19 protein-coding genes and 2 pseudogenes are annotated in these 22,147 nt (G+C 51.6%); 15 read left to right on the forward strand and 6 right to left on the reverse strand.

Going from position 1 to position 22,147, the window contains the following annotated elements; genetic code table 11:
- Positions 1-686 precede the first annotated feature (686 nt).
- The gene (locus HV041_RS09495; protein WP_249424102.1) at positions 687-1,070 is read right to left on the reverse strand and encodes a hypothetical protein; all 384 of its coding nucleotides are present in this window, start codon (positions 1,068-1,070) and stop codon (positions 687-689) included.
- A gap of 49 nt (positions 1,071-1,119) precedes the next feature.
- Positions 1,120-1,444, reverse strand: a pseudogene (locus HV041_RS09500) (DDE-type integrase/transposase/recombinase); the annotation flags it as partial.
- 124 nt (positions 1,445-1,568) lie between these two features.
- Between HV041_RS09500 and HV041_RS09505 the strand changes: the two are divergent.
- From HV041_RS09505 to tus, 3 genes and pseudogenes are all read left to right on the forward strand, one after another.
- Positions 1,569-1,790, forward strand: a pseudogene (locus tag HV041_RS09505) (site-specific integrase); the annotation flags it as partial.
- Positions 1,791-1,796: 6 nt separating this feature from the next.
- Positions 1,797-3,098, forward strand: a complete 1,302-nt coding sequence (gene rstB / locus HV041_RS09510) for a two-component system sensor histidine kinase RstB (protein WP_121584613.1) — start codon at positions 1,797-1,799, stop codon at positions 3,096-3,098.
- A 73-nt stretch (positions 3,099-3,171) separates the two neighbouring features.
- On the forward strand, positions 3,172-4,101 hold the full coding sequence (gene tus, locus HV041_RS09515) for a DNA replication terminus site-binding protein (RefSeq protein WP_101742531.1): 930 nt from the start codon (positions 3,172-3,174) through the stop codon (positions 4,099-4,101).
- On the opposite strand, the gene fumC is transcribed toward tus, so the two are convergent.
- Together fumC and fumB are read right to left on the reverse strand one after the other, a co-directional pair.
- Complete coding sequence (gene fumC, locus HV041_RS09520) at positions 4,098-5,501, reverse strand: class II fumarate hydratase (protein WP_121584612.1); 1,404 nt, start codon at positions 5,499-5,501, stop codon at positions 4,098-4,100. The genes tus and fumC overlap by 4 nt on opposite strands.
- 141 nt (positions 5,502-5,642) lie before the next feature.
- A complete protein-coding gene (fumB, locus tag HV041_RS09525) occupies positions 5,643-7,289 on the reverse strand; it encodes a class I fumarate hydratase (protein WP_048211738.1) in 1,647 nt (548 codons plus the stop codon).
- Positions 7,290-7,552: 263 nt separating this feature from the next.
- Between fumB and manA the strand changes: the two genes are divergently transcribed.
- Positions 7,553-8,728: a mannose-6-phosphate isomerase gene (manA, locus tag HV041_RS09530; protein ID WP_005121190.1), complete on the forward strand. Its 1,176-nt coding sequence runs from the start codon at positions 7,553-7,555 to the stop codon at positions 8,726-8,728.
- Between the two features lie 107 nt (positions 8,729-8,835).
- The gene (locus HV041_RS09535) at positions 8,836-10,344 is read left to right on the forward strand and encodes a YdgA family protein (protein ID WP_165712423.1); all 1,509 of its coding nucleotides are present in this window, start codon (positions 8,836-8,838) and stop codon (positions 10,342-10,344) included.
- 57 nt (positions 10,345-10,401) lie between these two features.
- Here HV041_RS09535 and HV041_RS09540 read toward each other — a convergent pair whose 3' ends face one another.
- Entirely contained in the window at positions 10,402-11,430 is a 1,029-nt protein-coding gene (locus tag HV041_RS09540) for a Mal regulon transcriptional regulator MalI (RefSeq protein ID WP_048211739.1), read from the reverse strand.
- A 169-nt stretch (positions 11,431-11,599) separates the two neighbouring features.
- On the opposite strand from HV041_RS09540, the gene malX reads away from it, so the two are divergent.
- The 3 genes from malX (at position 11,600) to add (ending at position 15,477) form a co-directional block, all read left to right on the forward strand.
- Positions 11,600-13,192 (forward strand): maltose/glucose-specific PTS transporter subunit IIBC, encoded by a 1,593-nt coding sequence (malX, locus tag HV041_RS09545; RefSeq protein ID WP_121584611.1) that lies wholly within the window; start codon positions 11,600-11,602, stop codon positions 13,190-13,192.
- Positions 13,193-13,202: 10 nt separating this feature from the next.
- On the forward strand, positions 13,203-14,375 hold the full coding sequence (locus HV041_RS09550) for a MalY/PatB family protein (RefSeq protein ID WP_121584610.1): 1,173 nt from the start codon (positions 13,203-13,205) through the stop codon (positions 14,373-14,375).
- 100 nt (positions 14,376-14,475) lie between these two features.
- Positions 14,476-15,477 carry an adenosine deaminase gene (gene add / locus HV041_RS09555; RefSeq protein ID WP_121584609.1) on the forward strand — a complete coding sequence of 334 codons (1,002 nt, stop codon included), beginning with the start codon at positions 14,476-14,478 and terminating at the stop codon, positions 15,475-15,477.
- 90 nt (positions 15,478-15,567) lie between these two features.
- On the opposite strand, the gene HV041_RS09560 is transcribed toward add, so the two are convergent.
- The gene (locus tag HV041_RS09560) at positions 15,568-16,608 is read right to left on the reverse strand and encodes an oxidoreductase (protein WP_048211743.1); all 1,041 of its coding nucleotides are present in this window, start codon (positions 16,606-16,608) and stop codon (positions 15,568-15,570) included.
- Positions 16,609-16,849: 241 nt separating this feature from the next.
- On the opposite strand from HV041_RS09560, the gene blr reads away from it, so the two are divergent.
- The 7 genes from blr (at position 16,850) to rsxD (ending at position 22,141) form a co-directional block, all read left to right on the forward strand.
- Positions 16,850-16,975, forward strand: coding sequence for a division septum protein Blr (gene blr / locus HV041_RS09565; RefSeq protein WP_040233850.1), 126 nt, complete (start codon positions 16,850-16,852; stop codon positions 16,973-16,975).
- Between the two features lie 298 nt (positions 16,976-17,273).
- Positions 17,274-17,489 (forward strand): transcription modulator YdgT, encoded by a 216-nt coding sequence (ydgT, locus tag HV041_RS09570; protein WP_003832804.1) that lies wholly within the window; start codon positions 17,274-17,276, stop codon positions 17,487-17,489.
- Between the two features lie 91 nt (positions 17,490-17,580).
- On the forward strand, positions 17,581-18,021 hold the full coding sequence (locus tag HV041_RS09575) for a DUF2569 domain-containing protein (RefSeq protein ID WP_121584608.1): 441 nt from the start codon (positions 17,581-17,583) through the stop codon (positions 18,019-18,021).
- 76 nt (positions 18,022-18,097) lie between these two features.
- Entirely contained in the window at positions 18,098-18,679 is a 582-nt protein-coding gene (rsxA, locus tag HV041_RS09580; protein ID WP_005121199.1) for an electron transport complex subunit RsxA, read from the forward strand.
- On the forward strand, positions 18,679-19,257 hold the full coding sequence (rsxB, locus tag HV041_RS09585; protein WP_121584607.1) for an electron transport complex subunit RsxB: 579 nt from the start codon (positions 18,679-18,681) through the stop codon (positions 19,255-19,257). Before rsxA ends, rsxB begins: the two co-directional genes overlap by 1 nt.
- Positions 19,250-21,088: an electron transport complex subunit RsxC gene (gene rsxC / locus HV041_RS09590; protein ID WP_121584606.1), complete on the forward strand. Its 1,839-nt coding sequence runs from the start codon at positions 19,250-19,252 to the stop codon at positions 21,086-21,088. The genes rsxB and rsxC overlap by 8 nt, the downstream gene beginning before the upstream one ends.
- Positions 21,089-22,141 carry an electron transport complex subunit RsxD gene (rsxD, locus tag HV041_RS09595; protein WP_048211746.1) on the forward strand — a complete coding sequence of 351 codons (1,053 nt, stop codon included), beginning with the start codon at positions 21,089-21,091 and terminating at the stop codon, positions 22,139-22,141.
- Positions 22,142-22,147 lie beyond the last annotated feature (6 nt).

A 22,147-nucleotide genomic window follows, 5' to 3' on the forward strand; every position in this document is an offset into this window, starting at 1 on the left:
ATGGTGCCGGGTGCCTCCCGGTGAGTCTTTGGACAGCCTCCGTGACTCGCACCAATTTTGGACCATGTAAAATTAATTACACTTTGCTGTTTATGCCCCACCGCTTAGGGGGATTCACCGCAAACACATTCTACTCAATTATCTTTTAGGTAATTTTAGCTATGGGTGCGGGTTTTTTACTAACCGCCCCACCTAAGCGAATTTCATAATGGCAATATCGGTCAATTTATTCACATCAAAATATTATACACGTCATACAAAGTTAATTTCATGTTAAATAAGACTATAAATCATCACCTGTTGAAGCACTATCTAACCGAGAAAGATTATAATATTTTATCCAACCAGTTACCGAAGATGATAATTCTTATCCTCTGGATGTTTTTGTCAAAATCATTGATAACTCATTTCCACTATCAAACCTATCCGCAGATGAGCTTCACAATAGCTATTACTGCGAGATGCCTGTACTAAATATCGCCACTTCGATCGCCCACCTATCATCCCAGTGGATGGACGACTTACCGCCTAGTGGTTCCAGCTTAGCTATCCGGGGATCGAAGATTTTGATAGCCGCTTCTGTGCTCATTTTTATTTCTCACTAACCTGCTTTGGCCGCGAGCGTTATCTCATAAAAAGGAGCAGTTGCTTGCAGCGTTGCAAAAAGTGAAATGTAGTACAGACTGTCAATTCATACTCAACCAGAATGACTCCTGAAAAACATTATAAAAATTCTTCTTCATTGGCCTGATTTCCTGCCCTGCCGCATCTATCACTTCCCAACAAATCCAACATTCAGGGCAAACATCATTGGGATGTTGTGTAGCTTCAAGTTCGTTAGTACAGCGGATTACCACACCACTATCGTGTCTCCATTCCATGGTTATAGTCTCAACCTCAGCCAAATCATCGCATTCACAAGATTCTTGAATACAAATTACTTCCTTTCCGCTTTTAATAGCATTCACATAATACGCCAAATCAATCATATCTTTTCGTCGTAAAAAAACATTAGTGGCAATGAATATACCCCTATACAGCCCCGTAAGCAGCACCGCATCCGTAACCATGACTACCTTGGTCAGAATGAGCCAGTACCTGTTTTTGGGGATTACGTCACCACACGGCCATCAAAGCGCATTCAGAACAATATCTTTTGTCATCCGGGGTTGCATTGACCAGCCGATAACTTTGCACGAGAACAGGTCAACAACGACGGCCAGATACAGCCAGCCTTCGTGGGTTCGGATGTAGGTTATGTCCGTTACCCAACGTTCATCCGGAGCTTCCGGGTTGAACTGTCGCTGGAGCCTGTCGGGTGTCACGATACTGACTTCACCTTTACACGCTCGTGGGCTGCGATACCCGACCTGAGCCTTTATCCCGGCACGCTTCATCAGCCGCCACGCCGGTTGATCCCACATTGTTTCCCGCTATCTCGCAGGATGACTCCGAGGTGTCTGTTAAACCTGTGGCGATTCACTGCTAATTCGATAAGCTCACTCTGGAACACAACCATAAGGCGTTCTGGCGTGCGCCGCCGTCGCCCATAGCAAACCCGGCATACTTATGCATGCTGGATGCTCTCCGCTGGAGCCAACCCTGCGTTTATTGCAAATCAGATGGGTCATGAGAATGCAGAAATGGTTTATACAGTGTACTCTGCCTGGATAAACGCGCTTGATGGTGATCAAATAGCCTTTCTGAACCAGCGCATCAGCGGATACAACTGTGTCCCCTGGTGCCCCAGAGGGAAACGCGCAATAGCTAACATATTGAACATTGAGTGATTTTTCATGAAAAAGCTGTTTGTGCAGTTTTATCTCTTATTGTTTGTCTGTTTTCTGGTGATGACCCTGCTGGTTGGCCTGGTGTACAAATTCACCGCAGAACGTGCGGGCAGACAGTCGCTCGACGACTTGATGAAAAGCTCGTTGTATCTGATGCGCAGCGAATTACGCGAAATCCCGCCGCGTGACTGGGGAAAAACCCTGAAAGAGATGGATTTAAATCTGTCTTTTGATCTTCGCGTAGAACCGTTGAATAAATACCATCTGGATGCTCCCACCATGCAGCGCTTACGGGAAGGCGATATCGTTGCGCTCGACGATCAGTACACCTTTATTCAACGAATTCCGCGAAGCCACTATGTACTAGCCGTCGGCCCGGTACCTTATCTCTATTTCCTGCACCAGATGCGCTTGCTGGACGTCGCGCTGATGGCCTTCATTGCTATTTCATTGGCCTTCCCTGTGCTGATCTGGATGCGCCCACACTGGCAAGAGATGCTCAGACTGGAGGCCGCTGCGCAGCGTTTTGGTGAAGGGCATCTTAATGAGCGGTTGCACTTTGACAGCGGATCAAGCTTTGAACGTCTGGGCGTGGCGTTTAACCAAATGGCAGACAATATCAATGCCCTGATTGCCAGTAAAAAACAGCTGATTGACGGCATTGCCCATGAGCTTCGCACACCGCTGGTGCGATTGCGTTACCGCCTGGAAATGAGCGATAACCTCACCGAGCAGGAATCGCAGGCGCTAAACCGCGATATTGGTCAACTGGAAGCGTTAATTGAAGAATTGCTCACCTATGCTCGTCTGGATCGGCCGCAAAATGAGCTAAAACTCAGTGTTCCGGACCTGCCTATGTGGCTAACAACCCATCTGGAAGATGTACAAAGCGTCAATCCCGATCGTGCGGTACGCCTGCGCCATCTTCAAATCGGAGACTACGGCGCACTGGATATGCGTTTGATGGAGCGTGTGCTGGATAATTTGTTAAACAACGCTCTGCGTTACTGCCAGTCTACTGTGCAAGCCAGCCTGCAACTCAATGGGAGTCAGGCAACGCTTATCGTCGAAGATGATGGACCCGGCATCGCGCCAGCTGCGCGCGAGCAGATTTTTGAACCGTTCGTTCGTCTGGATCCCAGCCGTGACCGGGCGACAGGTGGCTGCGGACTTGGCCTCGCCATCGTCCACTCCATTGCTCTGGCTATGGGCGGTACTGTGGCCTGTGATGAAAGTGAACTCGGCGGTGCCCGCTTCTCCTTAAGTTGGCCTGTCTGGCATAACATACCTGAATTTTCAGCTGCCTGACCTACACCGCTCGGTGGTCAGGTTGAGTGTCTTGTGCTATAAAAAAGTATGTTGTAACTAAAATGGTAAGCCTATGTCTCGCTATGATCTTGTCGAACGCTTAAACGGAACCTTTCGCCAGATGGAACAAGAACTGGCACACCTCACCGGGCAATTGCAACAGCAGGCGCTGCTGATTGCTCGCGTGTTCTCGTTGCCGGAAGTGGTGAAAGAGGCAGAACACGCGCCACTGGAAACCATCGACGTTAAACAGCACTTGGGTAAAGAGGCGGAAACCCTGGCACTACGCCACTTTCGCCACCTGTTTATTCAACAGCAGTCCGAGAATCGCAGTAGCAAAGCGGCTGTCCGCCTGCCGGGGGTACTCTGCTATCAGGTGAATACCGGCACACAAGTCGTGCTGGAAGAGCAAATACAACGTATTAATCAGCTTAAAACCACCTTTGAGCGTATTGTCACCGTAGATTCTGGTCTGCCATCGGCGGCACGTTTTGAATGGGTGCACCGCCACCTACCGGGGCTGATTACGTTGAACGCCTATCGGACGCTAACGGTCGTCAGAGATCCGGCTACCCTGCGATTTGGCTGGGCCAACAAGCATATTATTAAGAACCTGACACGTGATGAGGTACTGCAACAACTGGAAAAGAGCCTGACATCACCACGCAGCGTGCATCCGTGGACACGCGAAGAGTGGCAGGCCAGGCTTGAGCGTGAATACCAGGACATCGCTGCCCTGCCACAGCAGGCAAAATTGAAGATCAAACGCCCGGTCAAAGTACAACCCATCGCCCGAGTCTGGTACAAAGGGCAGCAAAAACAGGTGCAATATGCCTGCCCGACGCCATTAATTGCGCTAGTAAATAACGAAAACGGCATGACGGTGCCGGATATCGGAGGATTACTGAACTACGATGCTGACAATGTTCAGCACCGTTTTAAACCTCAGGCGCAACCGTTAAGACTGATTATCCCACGGCTGCACCTGTATGTAGCGGATTAACGACCCGGTCGCATGCTACCGACCATCAGTTCCGGGCGGACCCAGCTGTCGAATTCGACCTCGGTTAAATATCCCAGCGCCAGGGCTGACGCTTTTAAGGTCAGTCCTTCTTTATGCGCCTTTTTAGCAATCTCAGCCGCTTTATCGTAACCGATATGGGTGTTTAGCGCGGTTACCAGCATCAGTGATTCGTTGAGCAACTGATCAATGCGTTCACGATTTGGCTCGATCCCTGTCGCACAGTGTTCGTTGAAGCTTTCCATACCATCAGCCAACAGGCGAACCGATTGCAGGAAGTTGTGGATAACCATCGGGCGATAGACGTTCAGTTCAAAATTCCCTGACGCCCCGCCGATATTAACGGCAACATCGTTACCCATAACCTGACAGCACAGCATAGTCAGGGCTTCACATTGTGTCGGGTTAACCTTACCCGGCATGATGGAACTGCCCGGTTCATTTTCAGGAATAGAAATTTCGCCGATGCCGCAGCGCGGACCGGATGCCAGCCAGCGTACATCATTGGCGATTTTCATCAGCGATGCAGCCAGGCCTTTTAGCGCGCCGTGAGCATGAACCAGGGCATCGCAGGTGGCGAGCGCTTCGAATTTATTCGGCGCGGTGACAAAAGGTGCAGAGGTCAACACAGCCAGTTCATCCGCAACCCGCTCGGCATATTCCGGGTGGGTGTTCAGCCCGGTCCCTACCGCCGTACCGCCCAACGCCAGTTCAGCAACGTGTGGCAGACTATGTTCAATATGCTTCAGGTTATGTTCCAGCATGGCCACCCAGCCTGAGATTTCCTGACCCAGCGTCAGGGGCGTCGCATCCTGTAAATGGGTTCTGCCGATTTTGACAATGTCGGCGAAGGCATGCGATTTTTCACATAACGTGGTGGTCAACACATTCAGTTGAGGGATCAGATGCTCACGCAAAGCCAACAGCGCGGCGACATGCATTGCCGTGGGAAAAACATCATTTGAACTTTGGCTTTTGTTGACGTCATCGTTCGGATGTATTTTTCGCCCCATCCCCCGCACGCCGCCCAACAATTCGCTGGCCCGGTTTGCCAGCACCTCATTCATATTCATATTGCTTTGCGTGCCGGAGCCGGTCTGCCAGATAGCCAGCGGAAACTCATCACGATGTTTGTCTGCCAGAACCTCGTCTGCAGCCTGCATGATGGCGGAGGCTTTTTCCGCAGCCAGCAACCCCAAATCCTGGTTAACCTTCGCAGCGGCCCGTTTAGTCAGCGCCAACGCGTGGATCAGCGAAACCGGCATTTTCTCTGTTGAAATGCGAAAATGCTCCAGCGATCGTTGCGTTTGCGCGCCCCAGAGTTTATCGGCCGGGACATCGATCGCACCCATTGAATCATTCTCGCGGCGTACCGTTACCATTACCTGCTCCTTATATTAACGATTGATTAGGTTATGTTTCGACATTGCCCACTTGCATTGGTCTTATGAGTATTAACGAGGAAAAAACTGTCGTTTGGTGGTTCGTGCGGTAAAAAAAACCGCCCCGTAGGGCGGCTGACGTTACTTAACGCAGCGTGCGCACTGCGACGTCTGAATTTGCTGGAAGAAATCGTTCCCTTTGTCATCCACCAGGATAAACGCCGGGAAATCTTCCACTTCAATTTTCCAGATGGCTTCCATCCCCAGTTCGGGATATTCCACGCACTCCAGACTCTTGATACTGCCCTGAGCCAGCACGGCCGCTGGCCCACCAATGCTGCCTAAGTAGAAACCGCCATGTTTATGGCAAGCGTCAGTAACCTGCTGACTGCGGTTTCCTTTTGCCAGCATGATCATACTCCCGCCCGCGGCCTGAAGCTGGTCAACATACGAGTCCATACGTCCGGCAGTGGTTGGACCAAGCGAGCCAGATGCATAACCTTCCGGCGTTTTTGCCGGTCCGGCGTAATAGATTGGGTGATCTTTAACATACTGCGGCAAACTTTCGCCGTTATCCAGACGTTCTTTCAGTTTCGCATGCGCTATGTCACGTCCAACGATGATCGTACCATTCAGCGACAAGCGGGTAGAAACCGGATATTGCGACAACTGTGCCAGGATATCCTTCATCGGACGGTTCAGGTCGACACGCACGGCTTCGCCTTCGCCTGCCTGACGCAGTTCTTCCGGGATATATTTGCCAGGATTGTGTTCGAGCTTCTCAATCCAGATCCCTTCACGGTTGATTTTGGCTTTGATATTACGGTCAGCAGAGCAAGAGACCCCCATACCGACCGGACACGACGCGCCGTGACGCGGCAGGCGGATTACACGGATATCATGAGCAAAGTACTTTCCGCCAAACTGCGCGCCCAACCCTAAATTCTGTGCCTCAATCAGCAGCTCTTTTTCCAGCACCACATCACGGAATGCCTGGCCATGTTCGTTACCTTCGGTCGGCAGCTCATCATAGTATTTCGCCGACGCCAGTTTCACCGTTTTCAGCGTGGCTTCTGCGGATGTTCCACCGATCACAAACGCGATGTGGTACGGCGGGCAAGCTGCTGTTCCCAGCGTACGCATCTTCTCCACCAGGTAATTTTTTAATTTGCCTGGCGTGAGCAGCGCTTTGGTTTCCTGGTACAGATAGGTTTTGTTCGCCGAACCGCCGCCTTTGGCAATACACAGGAATTTATATTCATCGCCGTCGACGGTATACAAGTCAATCTGTGCTGGCAGATTGGTACCGGTGTTCACCTCTTTGTACATATCCAGCGCGGCGTTTTGTGAATAGCGCAGGTTATCTTCGATGTAGGTGTTATAAACCCCACGCGCCAGCGCCGCTTCGTCACCGCCGCCAGTCCAGACACGCTGTCCTTTTTTACCCACGATAATCGCCGTGCCGGTGTCCTGACATGTCGGCAGAATGCCCTTTGCCGCGATATCAGAGTTACGCAGGAATTGCAGGGCGACATATTTATCGTTTTCGCTGGCATCCGGATCACGCAGAATGTCTGCAACCTGCTGCTGATGAGCAGGACGCAGCATAAACGATGCGTCATGAAACGCCTGGCGAGCCAGCAAAGTTAAAGCCTCAGGCGCAACTTTGACAATCTCCTGCCCTTCAAATTCGGCAACGGAAACATGGTCGCTGGTCAGCAGATAGTATTCGGTATCATCCTTTTTGAGGGGAAAAGGATGCTGATAATGAAAGGGTTTGTTTGACATTGTGCTCTCACTTACTGCTCGGTCTGGTTATTCTCTGGGCAGATGTTCCATTGCCCTGCTTCCCTGCCGCAGATCGGGTTGTAGAAGATATGGCTTTCTGCAACCAGAATTACTCAGGGTATTAAAAGCGAGTCACCATATCCTACACAATTTTTTAACAAAAACTGAGACTAGTACGACTTTTTGCACGTGCAGGTTACTTCGACCAGGGTTTCTTGGTTTAATAGCCAGAGATTTTTCAACATTGAAACAGGGCATTGATAATGCAAAAACTGATCAACTCAGTGCAACACTACGCCTGGGGAAGTAAAACTGCGTTAACGGAACTTTATGGCATTGCCAACCCAACCCAGCAGCCAATGGCCGAGCTGTGGATGGGTGCTCATCCGAAAAGCAGCTCTCAGGTTCAAGGGGCCGATGGCCAACCCGTTGCTCTGCGCGATGTTATCGAGCACGATAAATCCGCACTGTTGGGCGATGCGGTAGCAAAACGCTTTGGCGAACTGCCCTTCCTGTTTAAAGTGCTCTGCGCCGCTCAACCCCTTTCTATTCAGGTCCATCCAAACAAACACAACTCTGAGATAGGTTTCGCCAAAGAAAACGCTGCCGGGATCCCGATGGATGCCGCTGAGCGTAACTACAAAGATCCGAACCACAAGCCAGAACTGGTTTTTGCCCTGACGCCATTCCTGGCGATGAATGCGTTTCGCGAGTTCTCTGACATCGTTGCGTTGTTACAACCGGTTGCGGGCGCACATCCTGCCATTGCTCACTTTTTGCAGGAACCCGGTGCCGAACGCCTGAGCTACCTTTTCGCCAGCCTGTTAAATATGCAGGACCAGGAAAAATCGCATGCACTGGCAATACTGAAATCAGCCCTTAACAGCCAGCAAGGCGAACCGTGGCAGACTATTCGCCTTATCGCTGATGTCTACCCGAACGACAGCGGTCTTTTCTCCCCACTGCTGCTGAATGTGGTGAAGCTAAATCCTGGCGAAGCGATGTTCCTGTTCGCCGAAACGCCGCACGCCTATCTGCAAGGTGTGGCACTTGAGGTCATGGCAAACTCAGATAACGTGCTGCGTGCAGGGCTGACACCGAAATATATCGATATTCCGGAGCTGGTGGCCAACGTTAAATTTGTCGCAAAACCGGCGAACCAACTGTTGACCACGCCGGTCAAAACCGGTGGTGAACTCGACTTCCCGATCCCGGTTGATGATTTCGCCTTCTCCCTGCATGAACTGTCTGCCGGAGAAGCCGTAATTAGCCAGCACAGTGCGGCGATTTTGTTCTGCATCGAAGGTGAAGCGCTACTGAGTAAAGGCGATCAACGTCTGGTACTAAAACCGGGTGAATCCGCATTTATTAGTGCGAATGAATCGCCAATAAGTGTCAGCGGCGTCGGCCGTTTAGCGCGTGTTTACAACAAGCTCTAGCAAGATACTGATATTTTTGACAACTCTTGCTAAGCTAGTAGAGAGTTAAAAACATGTCACTCCTCCAGGCGTCTTCAAACGCCTGGTTTTATTTTATGGATATCGAAATGAAAAAATCGCTGGTAGCTGCGGGTGTGGTGGTTGCGCTGGGTATCGTCTGGACGGGCGGCGCCTGGTACACCGGAAAGAAACTGGAAACGCATCTCGCTGAGATGGTGACACAGGCAAATGATCAGATCAAACGCTACTCACCTGAGGCAGGAATTGAACTGAGTTATCAAAACTACCAGCGCGGCGTGTTCAATAGCCAACTGCAACTGGTAGTGAAGCCCATCGCCGGACAGGAAAACGCATGGCTGAAAGCAGGCCAAACTATCGTTTTGGATGAAACGGTGGATCACGGCCCCTTCCCGTTAACCCAGCTTAAGTCATTGAACCTCATTCCTGCTATGGCTTCGGTGAGAACAACACTGGTGAATAACGATGTCACTAAGTCATTGTTTGATATAGCCAAAGGCGAGTCTCCTTTCGTCATCAACTCCCGTATTAGCTATAGTGGCGACACCCGTTCCGATCTTTCCCTTAAACCGTTGAACTACGAGAAAGGCGACGAAAAAGTGGCCTTCAGCGGTGGGGAATTCCAGTTCACCGCAGATAAAGACGGTAACGCGGTTTCCCTGACGGGCACTGCGCAAAGCGGTCAGGTTAATGCAGTCAACGAATACGATCAGAAGGTGCAAATTACCTTTAATAACCTGACAACCGAAGGGTCCAGCAGTGTCGCCAGTTTTGGTGAACGCATCGGCGACCAGAAGCTGTCTCTCGATAAGCTGTCGATATCGGTCGAAGGCAAAGAACTGGCCGTGCTGGAAGGGATGGGAATTGATGGTAAATCCGATCTGATTAACGACGGAAAAACCGTGAACAGTCAGTTGGATTACACCCTGAACAGCCTTAAATTACAGGGCCAGGATTTGGGTAGCGGTAAGCTAACGCTGAAAGTGGGTCAGATTGACGGTGAAGCCCTGCATCAGTTCAGCCAGCAGTACAGTGCCCAAACCAAGGCGCTAATGTCGCAGATTGATGTCGTCCAAAACCCAGAGCTGTATCAGCAGAAAGTCACGGAAGCGTTCTTTAATGCGCTGCCCATTCTGATGAAAGGTGAACCAGTAATCACCATTGCGCCGTTAAGCTGGAAAAATGCGAAAGGCGAAACGACGTTTAATCTGTCGCTGCTGCTCAAAGATCCAACCGCGACCAAAGAAGAGCCACAAACGCTGGCTCAGGAAGTGGATCGTTCAGTCAAATCACTGGACGCGAAGCTGACTATTCCTGTGGATATGGCGACTGAGTTCATGACACAGATAGCCAAAATTGAGGGCTATCAGCAGGAGCAAGCCGCGAAGCTGGCTAAACAGCAGGTCAATGGCATGGCTGCGATGGGGCAGATGTTCCGCATTACCACGATGCAGGACAACACTATCGGCTCCAGCCTGCAGTACACCAATGGCCAGGTAACGCTCAACGGGCAGAAGATGCCGCTGGATGAGTTTGTTGGTATGTTCGGTATGCCGACCCTTGGCGAACCGGATGCTCCGGCAGTTCCACAACAGTAATTCTTCTCTGAACCAGGCCCGATAATACCGCTTATCGGGCTTTTGATCTTCGCCAAGCTACTTCTGCGTGACCAGTCGGGCGGAAAGCGTCAGATTGCGGGAATGGCTGTCATCATTACCAATGCGCTGCAGTATACGTTCAGCCAGGGTATAACCCATTTCGCGTGCCGGGGTACTGGCCCAGATAATGGGAATGTCATCCAGCGCGTTTTCCGCCACATCCGCAAATCCGGCCAGTGAGACTTGCTGTTCAAAATAGCGATCGACGCCAATTTCGCCGCTCTGACGCCCCGCTCTCATCAAACCAAACCAGGCACCAACAGCGATGGTTTCGTTGTAACACACTACGGCGCTGATCGTCGGGTTGCGGCGTAACAGTGCAGCAACGGCTTCGGCAGCCTGCTTTTGACTGGATGAACACTCAAGAACCCAATCACTATGAAACGGTAAACCATATTTTAGCAGCGTCGCACAATAGCCGCCGACACGCTCTGCGCGGGTTAAAGAAGAACTCTGTCCCCCCAGCCACGCGATTCGCTGGTGGCCGTGCCGAATGAGATGCTCAACCAACAATTGCGCTGCCTGCATGTTGTCGGGTCGTACCGTGTCGACGTCATCCAGGTAACTGGCTCGTGAGGCAAATACGACCGGAATCCCTTTTTCTTCAGCCAGTTGTCGCAGCGCATCACTGCTATCAGCTGCACCTGCAATGACTACGCCATCCACGCCCTGATTAAGTAGCATCGCAAAACGCTGAGCCAATTGCTCACCGTCTTTGCCGCCGTGTAAAAGAAAGACCATCCGACCCTGTGCTTCTAATGCTTCCGTCAGGCCTGCCGTCAGTTCAGCATAAAATGGCGCAGACAGATCGCGCACAATCAGCCCGACCACACCACTCTGACCGCCACGCAGCACCGATGCCTGACGATTACGTACGAACCCCAACTGCTCAATGGCTGCGTTTACCCGCTCCCCGGTTGCGGATGAGATACGCCCTTTTCCACTAAGCACCAATGAGACTGTACTGACCGAAACCCCGGCAGCCAGCGCAACATCATGAATGGTTATTTTTTTGGCTATAGCCATAAAAACAGAAAACTCCCTGATAACGTGACGGATAAAACGTTTTATCAATCGGTTATAGTTATACGCCGTATTATCATTCGATAATGTGATTTATACCGCACTAAAATTAGGTAAAACGTTTTATCTTCTCGCCATCATTAGTCACCGAGCTTTCACGAGGAGTCGTTAGATGACGACGAGAACCACACCAAAAATAACGTTATGGGAATTTTTCCAGCAGTTGGGCAAAACCTTTATGTTGCCCGTGGCTCTGCTCTCCTTCTGCGGGATCATGTTGGGGATCGGCAGTTCATTAAGCAGTCATGATGTCTTAACGCTGATCCCCGCATTGGGTAACCCGGTGCTTCAGGCTCTTTTTACCTGGATGAGTAAAGTCGGCTCTTTCGCCTTTAGTTTCTTACCCGTGATGTTTTGTATTGCTATTCCTCTCGGTCTGGCGCGCGAGAACAAAGGTGTGGCGGCATTTGGCGGGTTTGTTGGTTATGCAGTCATGAACCTTGCCGTTAACTTCTGGTTGACGGCGAAAGGGATTTTACCTACCACTGATGCAGCAATCCTGAAGGCCAATAACATCCAAAACATCCTGGGGATCCAGTCGATCGACACCGGGATCCTCGGTGCCGTCATCGCTGGGATCATTGTCTGGATGCTGCATGAACGCTTCCACAATATCCGTCTGCCGGACGCATTGGCTTTCTTCGGCGGCACCCGTTTTGTCCCCATCATCTCTTCACTGGTCATGGGGCTGGTTGGATTAGTTATCCCTCTGATCTGGCCTGTATTTGCGATGGGTATCACCGGGCTCGGCAATATCATCAACAGCGCAGGTGAATTTGGTCCGATGCTGTTTGGTACCGGCGAACGCCTGCTGCTGCCTTTTGGCCTGCACCATATTCTGGTGGCCCTCATTCGTTTTACTGAAGCGGGCGGTACCCAGGAAGTGTGTGGTCATAGCGTCAGTGGCGCATTGACTATTTTCCAGGCGCAGCTGAGCTGCCCGACAACGCAAGGCTTCTCTGAAAGCGCAACCCGCTTCCTGTCCCAGGGTAAAATGCCGGCGTTCCTCGGTGGTTTGCCGGGTGCAGCATTAGCGATGTATCACTGTGCTCGTCCTGAGAATCGACATAAAATTAAAGGGTTATTAATTTCTGGTCTGATTGCCTGCGTCATTGGCGGTACCACCGAACCACTGGAATTCTTGTTCTTGTTCGTTGCCCCAGTTCTGTACGTGATCCACGCCTTATTGACCGGCCTCGGCTTTACCGTGATGGCGGTGCTCGGTGTGACTATCGGCAACACAGACGGTAACCTGATTGACTTCGTGGTGTTCGGGATCCTGCACGGGTTGTCCACCAAGTGGTATCTGGTCCCTGTTGTCGCGGCCATCTGGTTTGCGGTGTACTACGTTATCTTCCGCTTCGCGATCACCCGCTTTAATCTGAAGACACCGGGCCGTGATGTCGAAATTGCCAGCAATATCGAGAAAGTGATGGCAGGCACACCCGGTAAATCTGGCTACAATGTCCCGGCAATTCTGGCGGCATTGGGTGGCGCGGAGAATATCGTTAGTCTGGATAACTGCATTACGCGTTTGCGCTTGTCGGTCAAAGATATGTCACGCGTAAATGTCCAGGCACTGAAAGACAACCGGGCCATTGGCGTGGTACAGCTCAATCAGCATAACCTTCAGGTCGTTATTGGCCCGCAGGTCCAGTCAGTGAAAGACGAAATCGCAGTTCTGATGAACACCGTACAGGCGTGAGGACAACGACATGTTTGATTTTTCAAAGGTTGTGGACAGGCATGGTACCTGGTGTACTCAGTGGGATTACGTTGCCGACCGTTTTGGCACTGCCGATCTGCTGCCGTTCACCATCTCTGATATGGATTTTGCTACGGCCCCTTGCATTCTGGAGGCGCTGACACAGCGCCTGTCACACGGTGTATTAGGATACAGCCGCTGGAAAAATGACGAGTTTTTGGCGGCCATTAGCCACTGGTTTCTAACTCGTCACAATACCCGGATCGATCCTCAATCGCTGGTATATGGCCCCTCAGTTATCTATATGGTCTCAGAACTCATCCGCCAGTGGTCGTCTGCTGGCGACGCGGTAGTTGTCCATACGCCAGCTTACGATGCATTCTACAAGGCCATCGAGGGCAACCAGCGCACAGTGCTCCCCGTCGGTCTGGAAAAGCGGAGCGACGGTTGGTATTGCGACATGGCAAAGCTGGAAGCAGCTCTCTCACGGCCAGAGAGTAAAATTCTTCTGCTGTGTAGCCCACAAAATCCAACGGGCAAAGTGTGGACGCACGAGGAACTGGAAACCATGGCTGATTTATGCCAGCGACATGGTGTCAACGTCATTTCCGATGAAATCCATATGGATATGGTTTGGGGAGAGCAACCACATATCCCGTGGATCAATGTCGCACGCGGCGACTGGGCGCTACTCACCTCCGGCTCCAAGAGCTTCAATATCCCGGCATTAACCGGAGCGTATGGGATCATCGAAGACGCCAATAGTCGCAACGATTATCTCAGTGCGCTAAAGGGACGCGATGGATTGTCTTCTCCTGCGGTGCTGGCACTCACCGCACATATTGCCGCCTATCAGCAAGGTGAGCGCTGGTTGGATGCCTTACGGGATTATCTTGCCGGCAACCTGCATTACGTTGCTGATGAACTTAATACCGCGTTCCCTGAACTTAACTGGCAGATCCCGCAATCCACCTATCTGGCCTGGATAGATTTACGTCCGCTCAGGGTTGATGACCAGGCGTTACAAAATGCGCTTATCCACCAGCAAAAAGTGGCGATCATGCCAGGTTCGACCTACGGAGAGGAAGGGTGCGGTTTTGTACGCCTGAATACCGGATGCCCCCGCTCAAAACTTGAGAAAGGTGTTCAGGGATTAATTAACGCCCTGCGCTCTCTTCGCTAACTAAAGTTGCGCAATGAAATTAATCATTGCGCAACATGGATTTTTATCCCGATTTATTCTTATAATACTGCGCACTTTACCTAAAAACATGAGTGCGACCATGATTGATACTTCCCTTCCTTTAACCGACGTCCATCGCCACCTTGATGGGAACATCCGTGCCCAAACGATCCTGGATCTTGGTCGTCAGTTTAATTTAACGCTTCCTGCTCAAACACTTGAAATGCTGATCCCTCACGTGCAGGTAACGTCAACTGAGCCTGATTTGGTCAGTTTTTTGTCAAAGCTTGACTGGGGTGTCAAAGTGCTGGCCTCGCTGGATGCCTGTCGCCGCGTCGCATTTGAGAATATTGAGGATGCCGCACGTAATGGTCTGCATTACGTTGAACTACGTTTTTCCCCAGGCTATATGGCGATGGCCCATCAACTCCCCGTTGCAGGTGTGGTTGAAGCCGTTATTGCAGGCGTACGCGAAGGCTGTAAAACGTTCGGCATTGAAGCTCGCTTAATTGGAATTATGAGCCGTACTTTCGGCGAAGCTGCCTGTTTGCAGGAACTGGATGCACTGTTAGCGCATCGTGATCACATCACCGCACTGGATTTGGCCGGCGATGAACTCGGTTTCCCGGGCAGTTTGTTCCTGTCCCATTTCAACCGTGCACGCGACGCTGGCTGGCATATCACGGTTCATGCAGGTGAAGCGGCAGGCCCGGAAAGCATCTGGCAAGCTATCAGAGAACTGGGAGCAGAACGTATTGGCCACGGCGTAAAAGCCGTCGAAGATCGCGCCCTGATGGATTTTCTCGCCGAGCAGCGCATCGGCATTGAATCCTGCCTGACATCGAATATTCAAACCAGTACCGTCGCCTCACTGACGACGCATCCGCTGAAAACATTCCTTGAACACGGTGTACTGGCCAGTCTGAATACGGACGACCCGGCGGTTCAGGGTGTGGATATTATTCACGAATACACCGTAGCCGCTCCGGCTGCAGGATTGACGCGTGAACAGATTCGCCAGGCGCAAATCAATGGCCTGGAAATGGCGTTCCTGAGCAATGAAGAGAAACAAGCACTGCGTGAGAAAGTCGCCGCAGCGTAATGGCTTTATTGCCGGATGGCGCTAACGCTTATCTGGCCTACATTGCATTGTAGGCCAGATAAGATGCCTCGACATCCGACATTGGCATTATCAGGCAAGGCACAGCGTCGATCGGTGTTTCGCCGATTCAATGCCCAACTCAATCAGTTCCATGATTTGAATGGCTTGTCTGGCTGGAACCGGGTTCTCGCCGTTACCATTCAGCGCATCACGGATTCCCGCATAGTAAGCCGGATAATTACCTGGCACGGTTAACCAGGTTTCTTCCACCTGCTCATCACCTTCCATGCGTGTCAGTACACCATCACGCATGTCATAACCCCAGTCTTCCTGTGGCAGCCGCTCACCATTTTTAAGACGTTCCTCTTGTGGGTCCAGACCATACTTCACATAGCTGCCACGCGATCCGTGAACGATATAACGAGCAGACTCAGCCGCTGCCAGCATCGTTCCGTGCAGAATCACCCGACGCTGCGGATACGTCAGGATGGCATGGAAGTAATCTGTCGACTGCGCCCCCGGACGGAGCTGTGCCAGATCGACCGTCAGACTCACCGGCAATCCAAACAGGTTAATTGCCTGATCTAAAAGATGCGGCGCTAAGTCATACCAGATACCACTCCCCGGGCCACCCTGTTCACGCCAGCGGTCACGGACCTGCGGGCGGAAGCGATCGAAATGAGATTCAAAATAAGCCACCTCACCCAACGCGCCATCAGCCAGCAAGGCTTTCAGCGTCAGAAAATCGCTGTCCCAGCGACGGTTATGGAAGACAGAAAGCAGGCGCCCTACGCTTCTGGCCAGCGCATCCAGCTCGCGTGCTTGTGACAGTGTCACAGTGAAAGGCTTATCAACAACCACATGCTTACCTGCTTCCAGCGCCGCTTTCGCCAGCGGGAAGTGTGTATCATTGGGTGTAGGGATCACAATCAGGTCGATACTCGGATCGTTAAACAGGTGTTTAGGCTCAGTAACAACCGCCACCGAAGGCCAGTCCGCCTTCACTTTTGTTTCATCACTGCTGGACACCGCAACCAGTTCCAGACCCGGAGTGCCCACAATCAGGGGGGCATGGAAAGTTTTACTGGCATAACCGTAACCGATTAGCCCAACGCGGATGTTGTCACTCATGTTTTTGCCTCTCAATTCAGATCTGGCCTATTTCACACCATAGATAGTAGCGCCACAATAGTTTAATAACCTTTGCGCTACAAAGGTTGTTGCTTAACTTAAGTCAAACATATGCCACTTAGAGTTAACTTGCCGCGAAAAAGTCATCGAAATCGTTCCCAATACTCTTGCTGTATCATTTATTGATAAGTAACATTTGCTACCTGTGTTTATGGATAAATCAAAGCAAATGTCGTCAGTAATGAATCGTCTTATTGAGTTAACAGGTTGGATTGTTCTCGTGGTCTCCGTGATCCTGTTGGGTGTTGCCAATCATATTGACAACTACCAACCACCGGAACCCGTCGCTGCAGTACAGAAAAAATAAATATACGCAGCCCGTTATAGCCTGGCAGTTAACTCCGCGATGGTTGCTGGGTAGGGCTGTAAAAGATCATTTTTTGTCAAAAAAAAAGCGAATTATGCCGCATCCCGCTCCAGCGCGTATTGCCTGCGATCGTGAAGCGCGTTACCCTTTCCGCAGGCGTAAATAGCGCCTGGATTCCCACAGGGTTGAAAACTCTTCTTACATTTGCGCGCAAATTCGCGTTTACCTGTACAACGTTGGTTGTTTTTTAATATTTACTACTCCGTTAGTATTATTTTATTAATATGGATTGCCTTTTATGACTGTTCAGGATTACTTATTAAAATTCCGCAAAATCAGTTCGCTAGAAAGTCTGGAAAAATTGTTCGATCATCTTAACTACACACTTACTGACGATAGCGACATTATCAATATGTATCGCGCTGCAGACCACCGCCGTGCCGAGCTCATTTCGGGAGGCCGCCTGTTCGATGTTGGCCAGGTACCCAAATCCGTCTGGCATTACGTGCAATAAACAAGACAGTAGCGCCTGGCGTTAAAAGCTTTATAATAATTGCCCCAAAATGAACGGCATGTCTGTTCGCGCGCGTAAACCTGGAGATGAAATGACTACAACACCGGCACAACGTATCGGAGGCTGGCTACTTGGGCCATTGGCCTGGCTGTTAGTCGCGTTGTTAAGTGCTTCGCTGGCGTTACTGCTGTATGTCACTGCGTTGGCCACACCGCAGACATTCCAAACGCTGAGCGAGCAAAGTACGACGAATTTGCTGCTATGGGGCGTCTCCTTTATTACCGCAATCGCCATGTGGTACTACACGCTGTGGCTGACCATCGCGTTTTTCAAACGCAGAGTCTGTGTGCCAAAACACTATATTATATGGCTGCTGATCTCGGTGTTACTGGCAATTAAAGCGTTTGCATTCTCACCTGTTCCGGATGCGTTTGCCGTGCGTCAACTGCTGTTCCCTTTGTTAGCGGCTGCGCTGCTGGTACCCTATTTCAAACGCTCGCAACGCGTTAAGACGACGTTTGTGAACCCGTAATAACCCTACAGTTAACCTGTTGTCGCCTGTTGTAGATTGTCAGATAATAGGCGGCTTTTTTATTTCAGGCCGAAAAATGACTGATTACCTGCTGCTGTTTGTCGGAACTGTACTGGTCAATAACTTTGTACTGGTCAAGTTTCTGGGCTTATGTCCCTTTATGGGCGTTTCCAAAAAACTGGAAACCGCAATGGGTATGGGCCTCGCCACGACCTTTGTAATGACGCTGGCATCCATTTGCGCATGGCTGATTGACACCTGGATCCTCATCCCGCTCGATCTCATCTACCTGCGCACGCTGGCCTTCATTCTGGTCATCGCCGTGGTGGTACAATTTACCGAGATGGTTGTACGCAAAACCAGCCCTGCGCTGTATCGCCTGCTGGGGATCTTCTTACCGCTGATCACCACTAACTGCGCGGTATTAGGTGTAGCGTTGCTGAACATCAACCTCGGGCATAATTTTTTACAGTCGGCGCTGTACGGTTTTTCCGCCGCCGTCGGCTTCTCACTGGTGATGGTTCTGTTCGCCGCAATTCGCGAACGCCTCGCCGTAGCAGACGTTCCTGCCCCCTTCCGCGGTAATGCGATTGCGCTGATTACCGCTGGTTTAATGTCTTTGGCCTTTATGGGCTTTAGTGGTTTGGTGAAGTTGTAATGAATGCTATCTGGATTGCCGTTGCCGCAGTGAGTCTGCTGGGTCTGGCGTTCGGCGCTATTTTGGGTTATGCCTCTCGTCGATTTGCCGTCGAGGATGATCCAGTCGTGGAAAAAATTGATGAAATTCTCCCGCAAAGCCAGTGTGGGCAGTGCGGTTATCCGGGCTGCCGTCCTTATGCTGAAGCTATTGGCTGTCAGGGCGAAAAAATCAACCGATGCGCCCCTGGTGGCGAAGCGGTGATGCTAAAAATTGCGACCCTGTTGAACGTCGATCCGCAACCTATTGATGGTGATGAGCAGGACGCTACCCCCGTTCGTATGCTGGCGGTGATTGATGAAAATAACTGTATCGGCTGCACAAAATGCATTCAGGCCTGCCCGGTCGATGCCATCGTGGGCGCTACGCGTGCCATGCACACGGTGATGAGCGATCTGTGCACCGGATGCAATTTGTGCGTTGATCCGTGCCCGACCCAATGTATCGAATTACGCCCGGTCGCCGAGACGCCTGACAACTGGAAGTGGGATTTAAACACTATTCCTGTGCGCATCATTCCTGTGGAACAACATGCTTAAGTTATTCTCCGCATTCAGAAAAAATAAAATCTGGGACTTTGATGGCGGCATTCACCCACCTGAAATGAAAACCCAGTCTAACGGGACACCGCTGCGGCAGGTTCCGCTGGCTCCGCGCTTTATTATTCCGTTGAAGCAGCATATTGGCGCTGAAGGTGAACTGCGTGTCAATGTGGGCGACACCGTGCTGCGTGGTCAGGCGCTAACCCGTGGGCGCGGCAGAATGTTGCCCGTACACGCCCCGACCTCCGGCACCGTTGTTGCCATTGCCCCGCACTCTACCGCGCATCCTTCGGCTTTAGCTGAACTTAGCGTCATCATTGATGCGGACGGCGAAGATCGCTGGATTGAGCGTGACGGCTGGGCAAATTATCGTGCCCGCAGCCGCGAAGAGCTCATAGCCCGTATTCACCAATTCGGTGTTGCCGGACTCGGCGGCGCAGGTTTTCCAACCGGCGTCAAATTGCAGGGTGGCGGTGATAAAATTGAAACACTGATCATCAACGCCGCTGAATGTGAACCCTACATCACCGCCGATGACCGCTTAATGCAAGATTGCGCGGCCCAGGTGGTCGAAGGTATCCGCATACTTGCTCATATTCTTCAACCGCGCGAAGTCCTGCTGGGTATTGAAGATAACAAACCGCAGGCTATCTCCATGCTGCGCGCAGTGTTGGCTGATTCTCACGATATCAGCTTACGAGTCATTCCCACTAAATACCCGTCAGGCGGTGCCAAACAACTGACGCAAATCCTGACCGGGAAACAGGTTCCTCACGGTGGACGTTCCTCCGATATCGGGGTGCTGATGCAAAACGTGGGGACTGCCTATGCTGTCAAGCGGGCCGTTATTGACGGCGAGCCAATCACCGAGCGTGTGGTCACGCTAACGGGCGAAGCAGTCAGCCGCCCGGGCAACGTTTGGGCGCGATTGGGTACGCCTGTTCGTCACCTGCTCAATGATGCAGGTTTCTGTCCTTCTGCTGACCAGATGGTGATCATGGGCGGTCCGCTGATGGGCTTTACCCTGCCCTGGCTGGATGTTCCCATCGTGAAGATCAGCAACTGCCTGCTTGCGCCTTCTGCCAGTGAAATGGGTGAACCGCAGGAAGAAAAAGGCTGTATTCGCTGTAGCGCCTGTGCCGATGCCTGCCCTGCCGATCTTCTGCCGCAGCAACTTTACTGGTTCAGTAAAGGCCAGCAGCATGATAAAGCGACAACCCACAACATTGCTGACTGCATTGAATGCGGTGCCTGCGCCTGGGTATGTCCAAGCAACATTCCCCTGGTGCAGTATTTCCGTCAGGAAAAAGCCGAGATTTACGCCATTAGTCAGGAAGAAAAACGAGCGGCTGAAGCAAAAGCGCGATTTGAAGCCCGACAGGCGCGCCTTGAACGTGAAAAAGCGGCACGTCTTGAGCGGCATAAAAGCGCAGTTGTACAACCGGCGCCCAAAGATCATGATGCCATCGCTGCTGCACTGGCTCGCGTGAAAGAGAAACAGGCCCAGGCTATGCAGCCGGTTGTCATTCAGGCGGGTGAAAAACCTGATAACAGCGCAGTGATTGCCGCACGTGAAGCGCGAAAAGCGCAGGCTCGCGCCGCACGCACTGATAATCCGTCAAAAGATGAGGACAGCAGAGCGGGTGCGGATCCACGCAAAGCTGCCGTCGAAGCCGCAATTGCCCGTGCCAAAGCCCGCAAGCTTGAGCAGCAGGCAGTAACGGAAACAGCCGAGCCGATTGATCCACGTAAAGCCGCCGTTGCGGCCGCTATTGCTCGCGCTCAGGCAAAGAAAGCCGCACAGCAGCAGGTTGTAAACGAGGAATAAATGGTATTCAGAATAGCTAGCTCCCCTTATACCCATAACCAGCGTCAGACATCGCGTATCATGATGCTGGTTCTGATTGCTGCATTACCAGGAATTGCCGCTCAATGGTGGTTCTTCGGCTGGGGTACATTGTTCCAGATAGTGCTGGCATCGGTCAGTGCCATCGCCGCCGAAGCGGGCGTGCTTAAACTACGTAAACAGCCCGTTGCCGCAATCCTGAAAGACAACTCCGCCCTGCTTACAGGGTTGCTGCTTGCCGTCAGTATTCCTCCCCTGGCTCCGTGGTGGATGGTGATCCTGGGTACCGTCTTCGCCGTTATCATTGCCAAGCAGCTGTATGGCGGTCTTGGGCAGAATCCATTTAATCCGGCAATGATTGGTTATGTCGTGCTGTTGATCTCATTCCCGGTGCAGATGACAAGCTGGCTGCCACCACATGAAATTGCCGCTACGGTGCCCGGCTTTTTTGATGCTTTAAACGTTATCTTTACCGGACATACCGCTGGCGGCAGCGATATGAACACGCTCCGTATAGGGATCGACGGCATCAGTCAGGCAACGCCTCTCGACACCTTTAAGACGTCACTACATGCAGGGCGTACCGTTGAACAGGTGATGCAGTATCCGATTTACAGCGGCATGCTCGCGGGCGCGGGTTGGCAGTGGGTTAACCTTGCCTGGCTCGCGGGCGGCATCGTGTTGTTATGGCAGAAAGCGATTCGTTGGCACATCCCGGTGAGCTTCCTGATATCGCTCGCTGTTTGCGCCACTTTAGGCTGGATTTTCTCGCCAGACTCTCTGGCATCACCGCAGTTGCACCTGCTTTCCGGCGCAACCATGCTGGGTGCATTCTTTATTCTTACCGACCCCGTTACGGCCTCGACAACTAACCGTGGTCGCCTGATTTTTGGCGCACTTGCGGGGTTGTTAGTATGGTTGATTCGCAGTTTTGGCGGTTATCCTGACGGTGTAGCCTTTGCCGTATTGCTGGCAAATATCACGGTTCCGCTGATTGATTATTACACTCGCCCTCGCGTGTACGGACATCGCTAAGGACTC

The organism is Citrobacter sp. RHBSTW-00029 (assembly GCF_014104295.1).
GTDB lineage: Bacteria > Pseudomonadota > Gammaproteobacteria > Enterobacterales > Enterobacteriaceae > Citrobacter > Citrobacter youngae.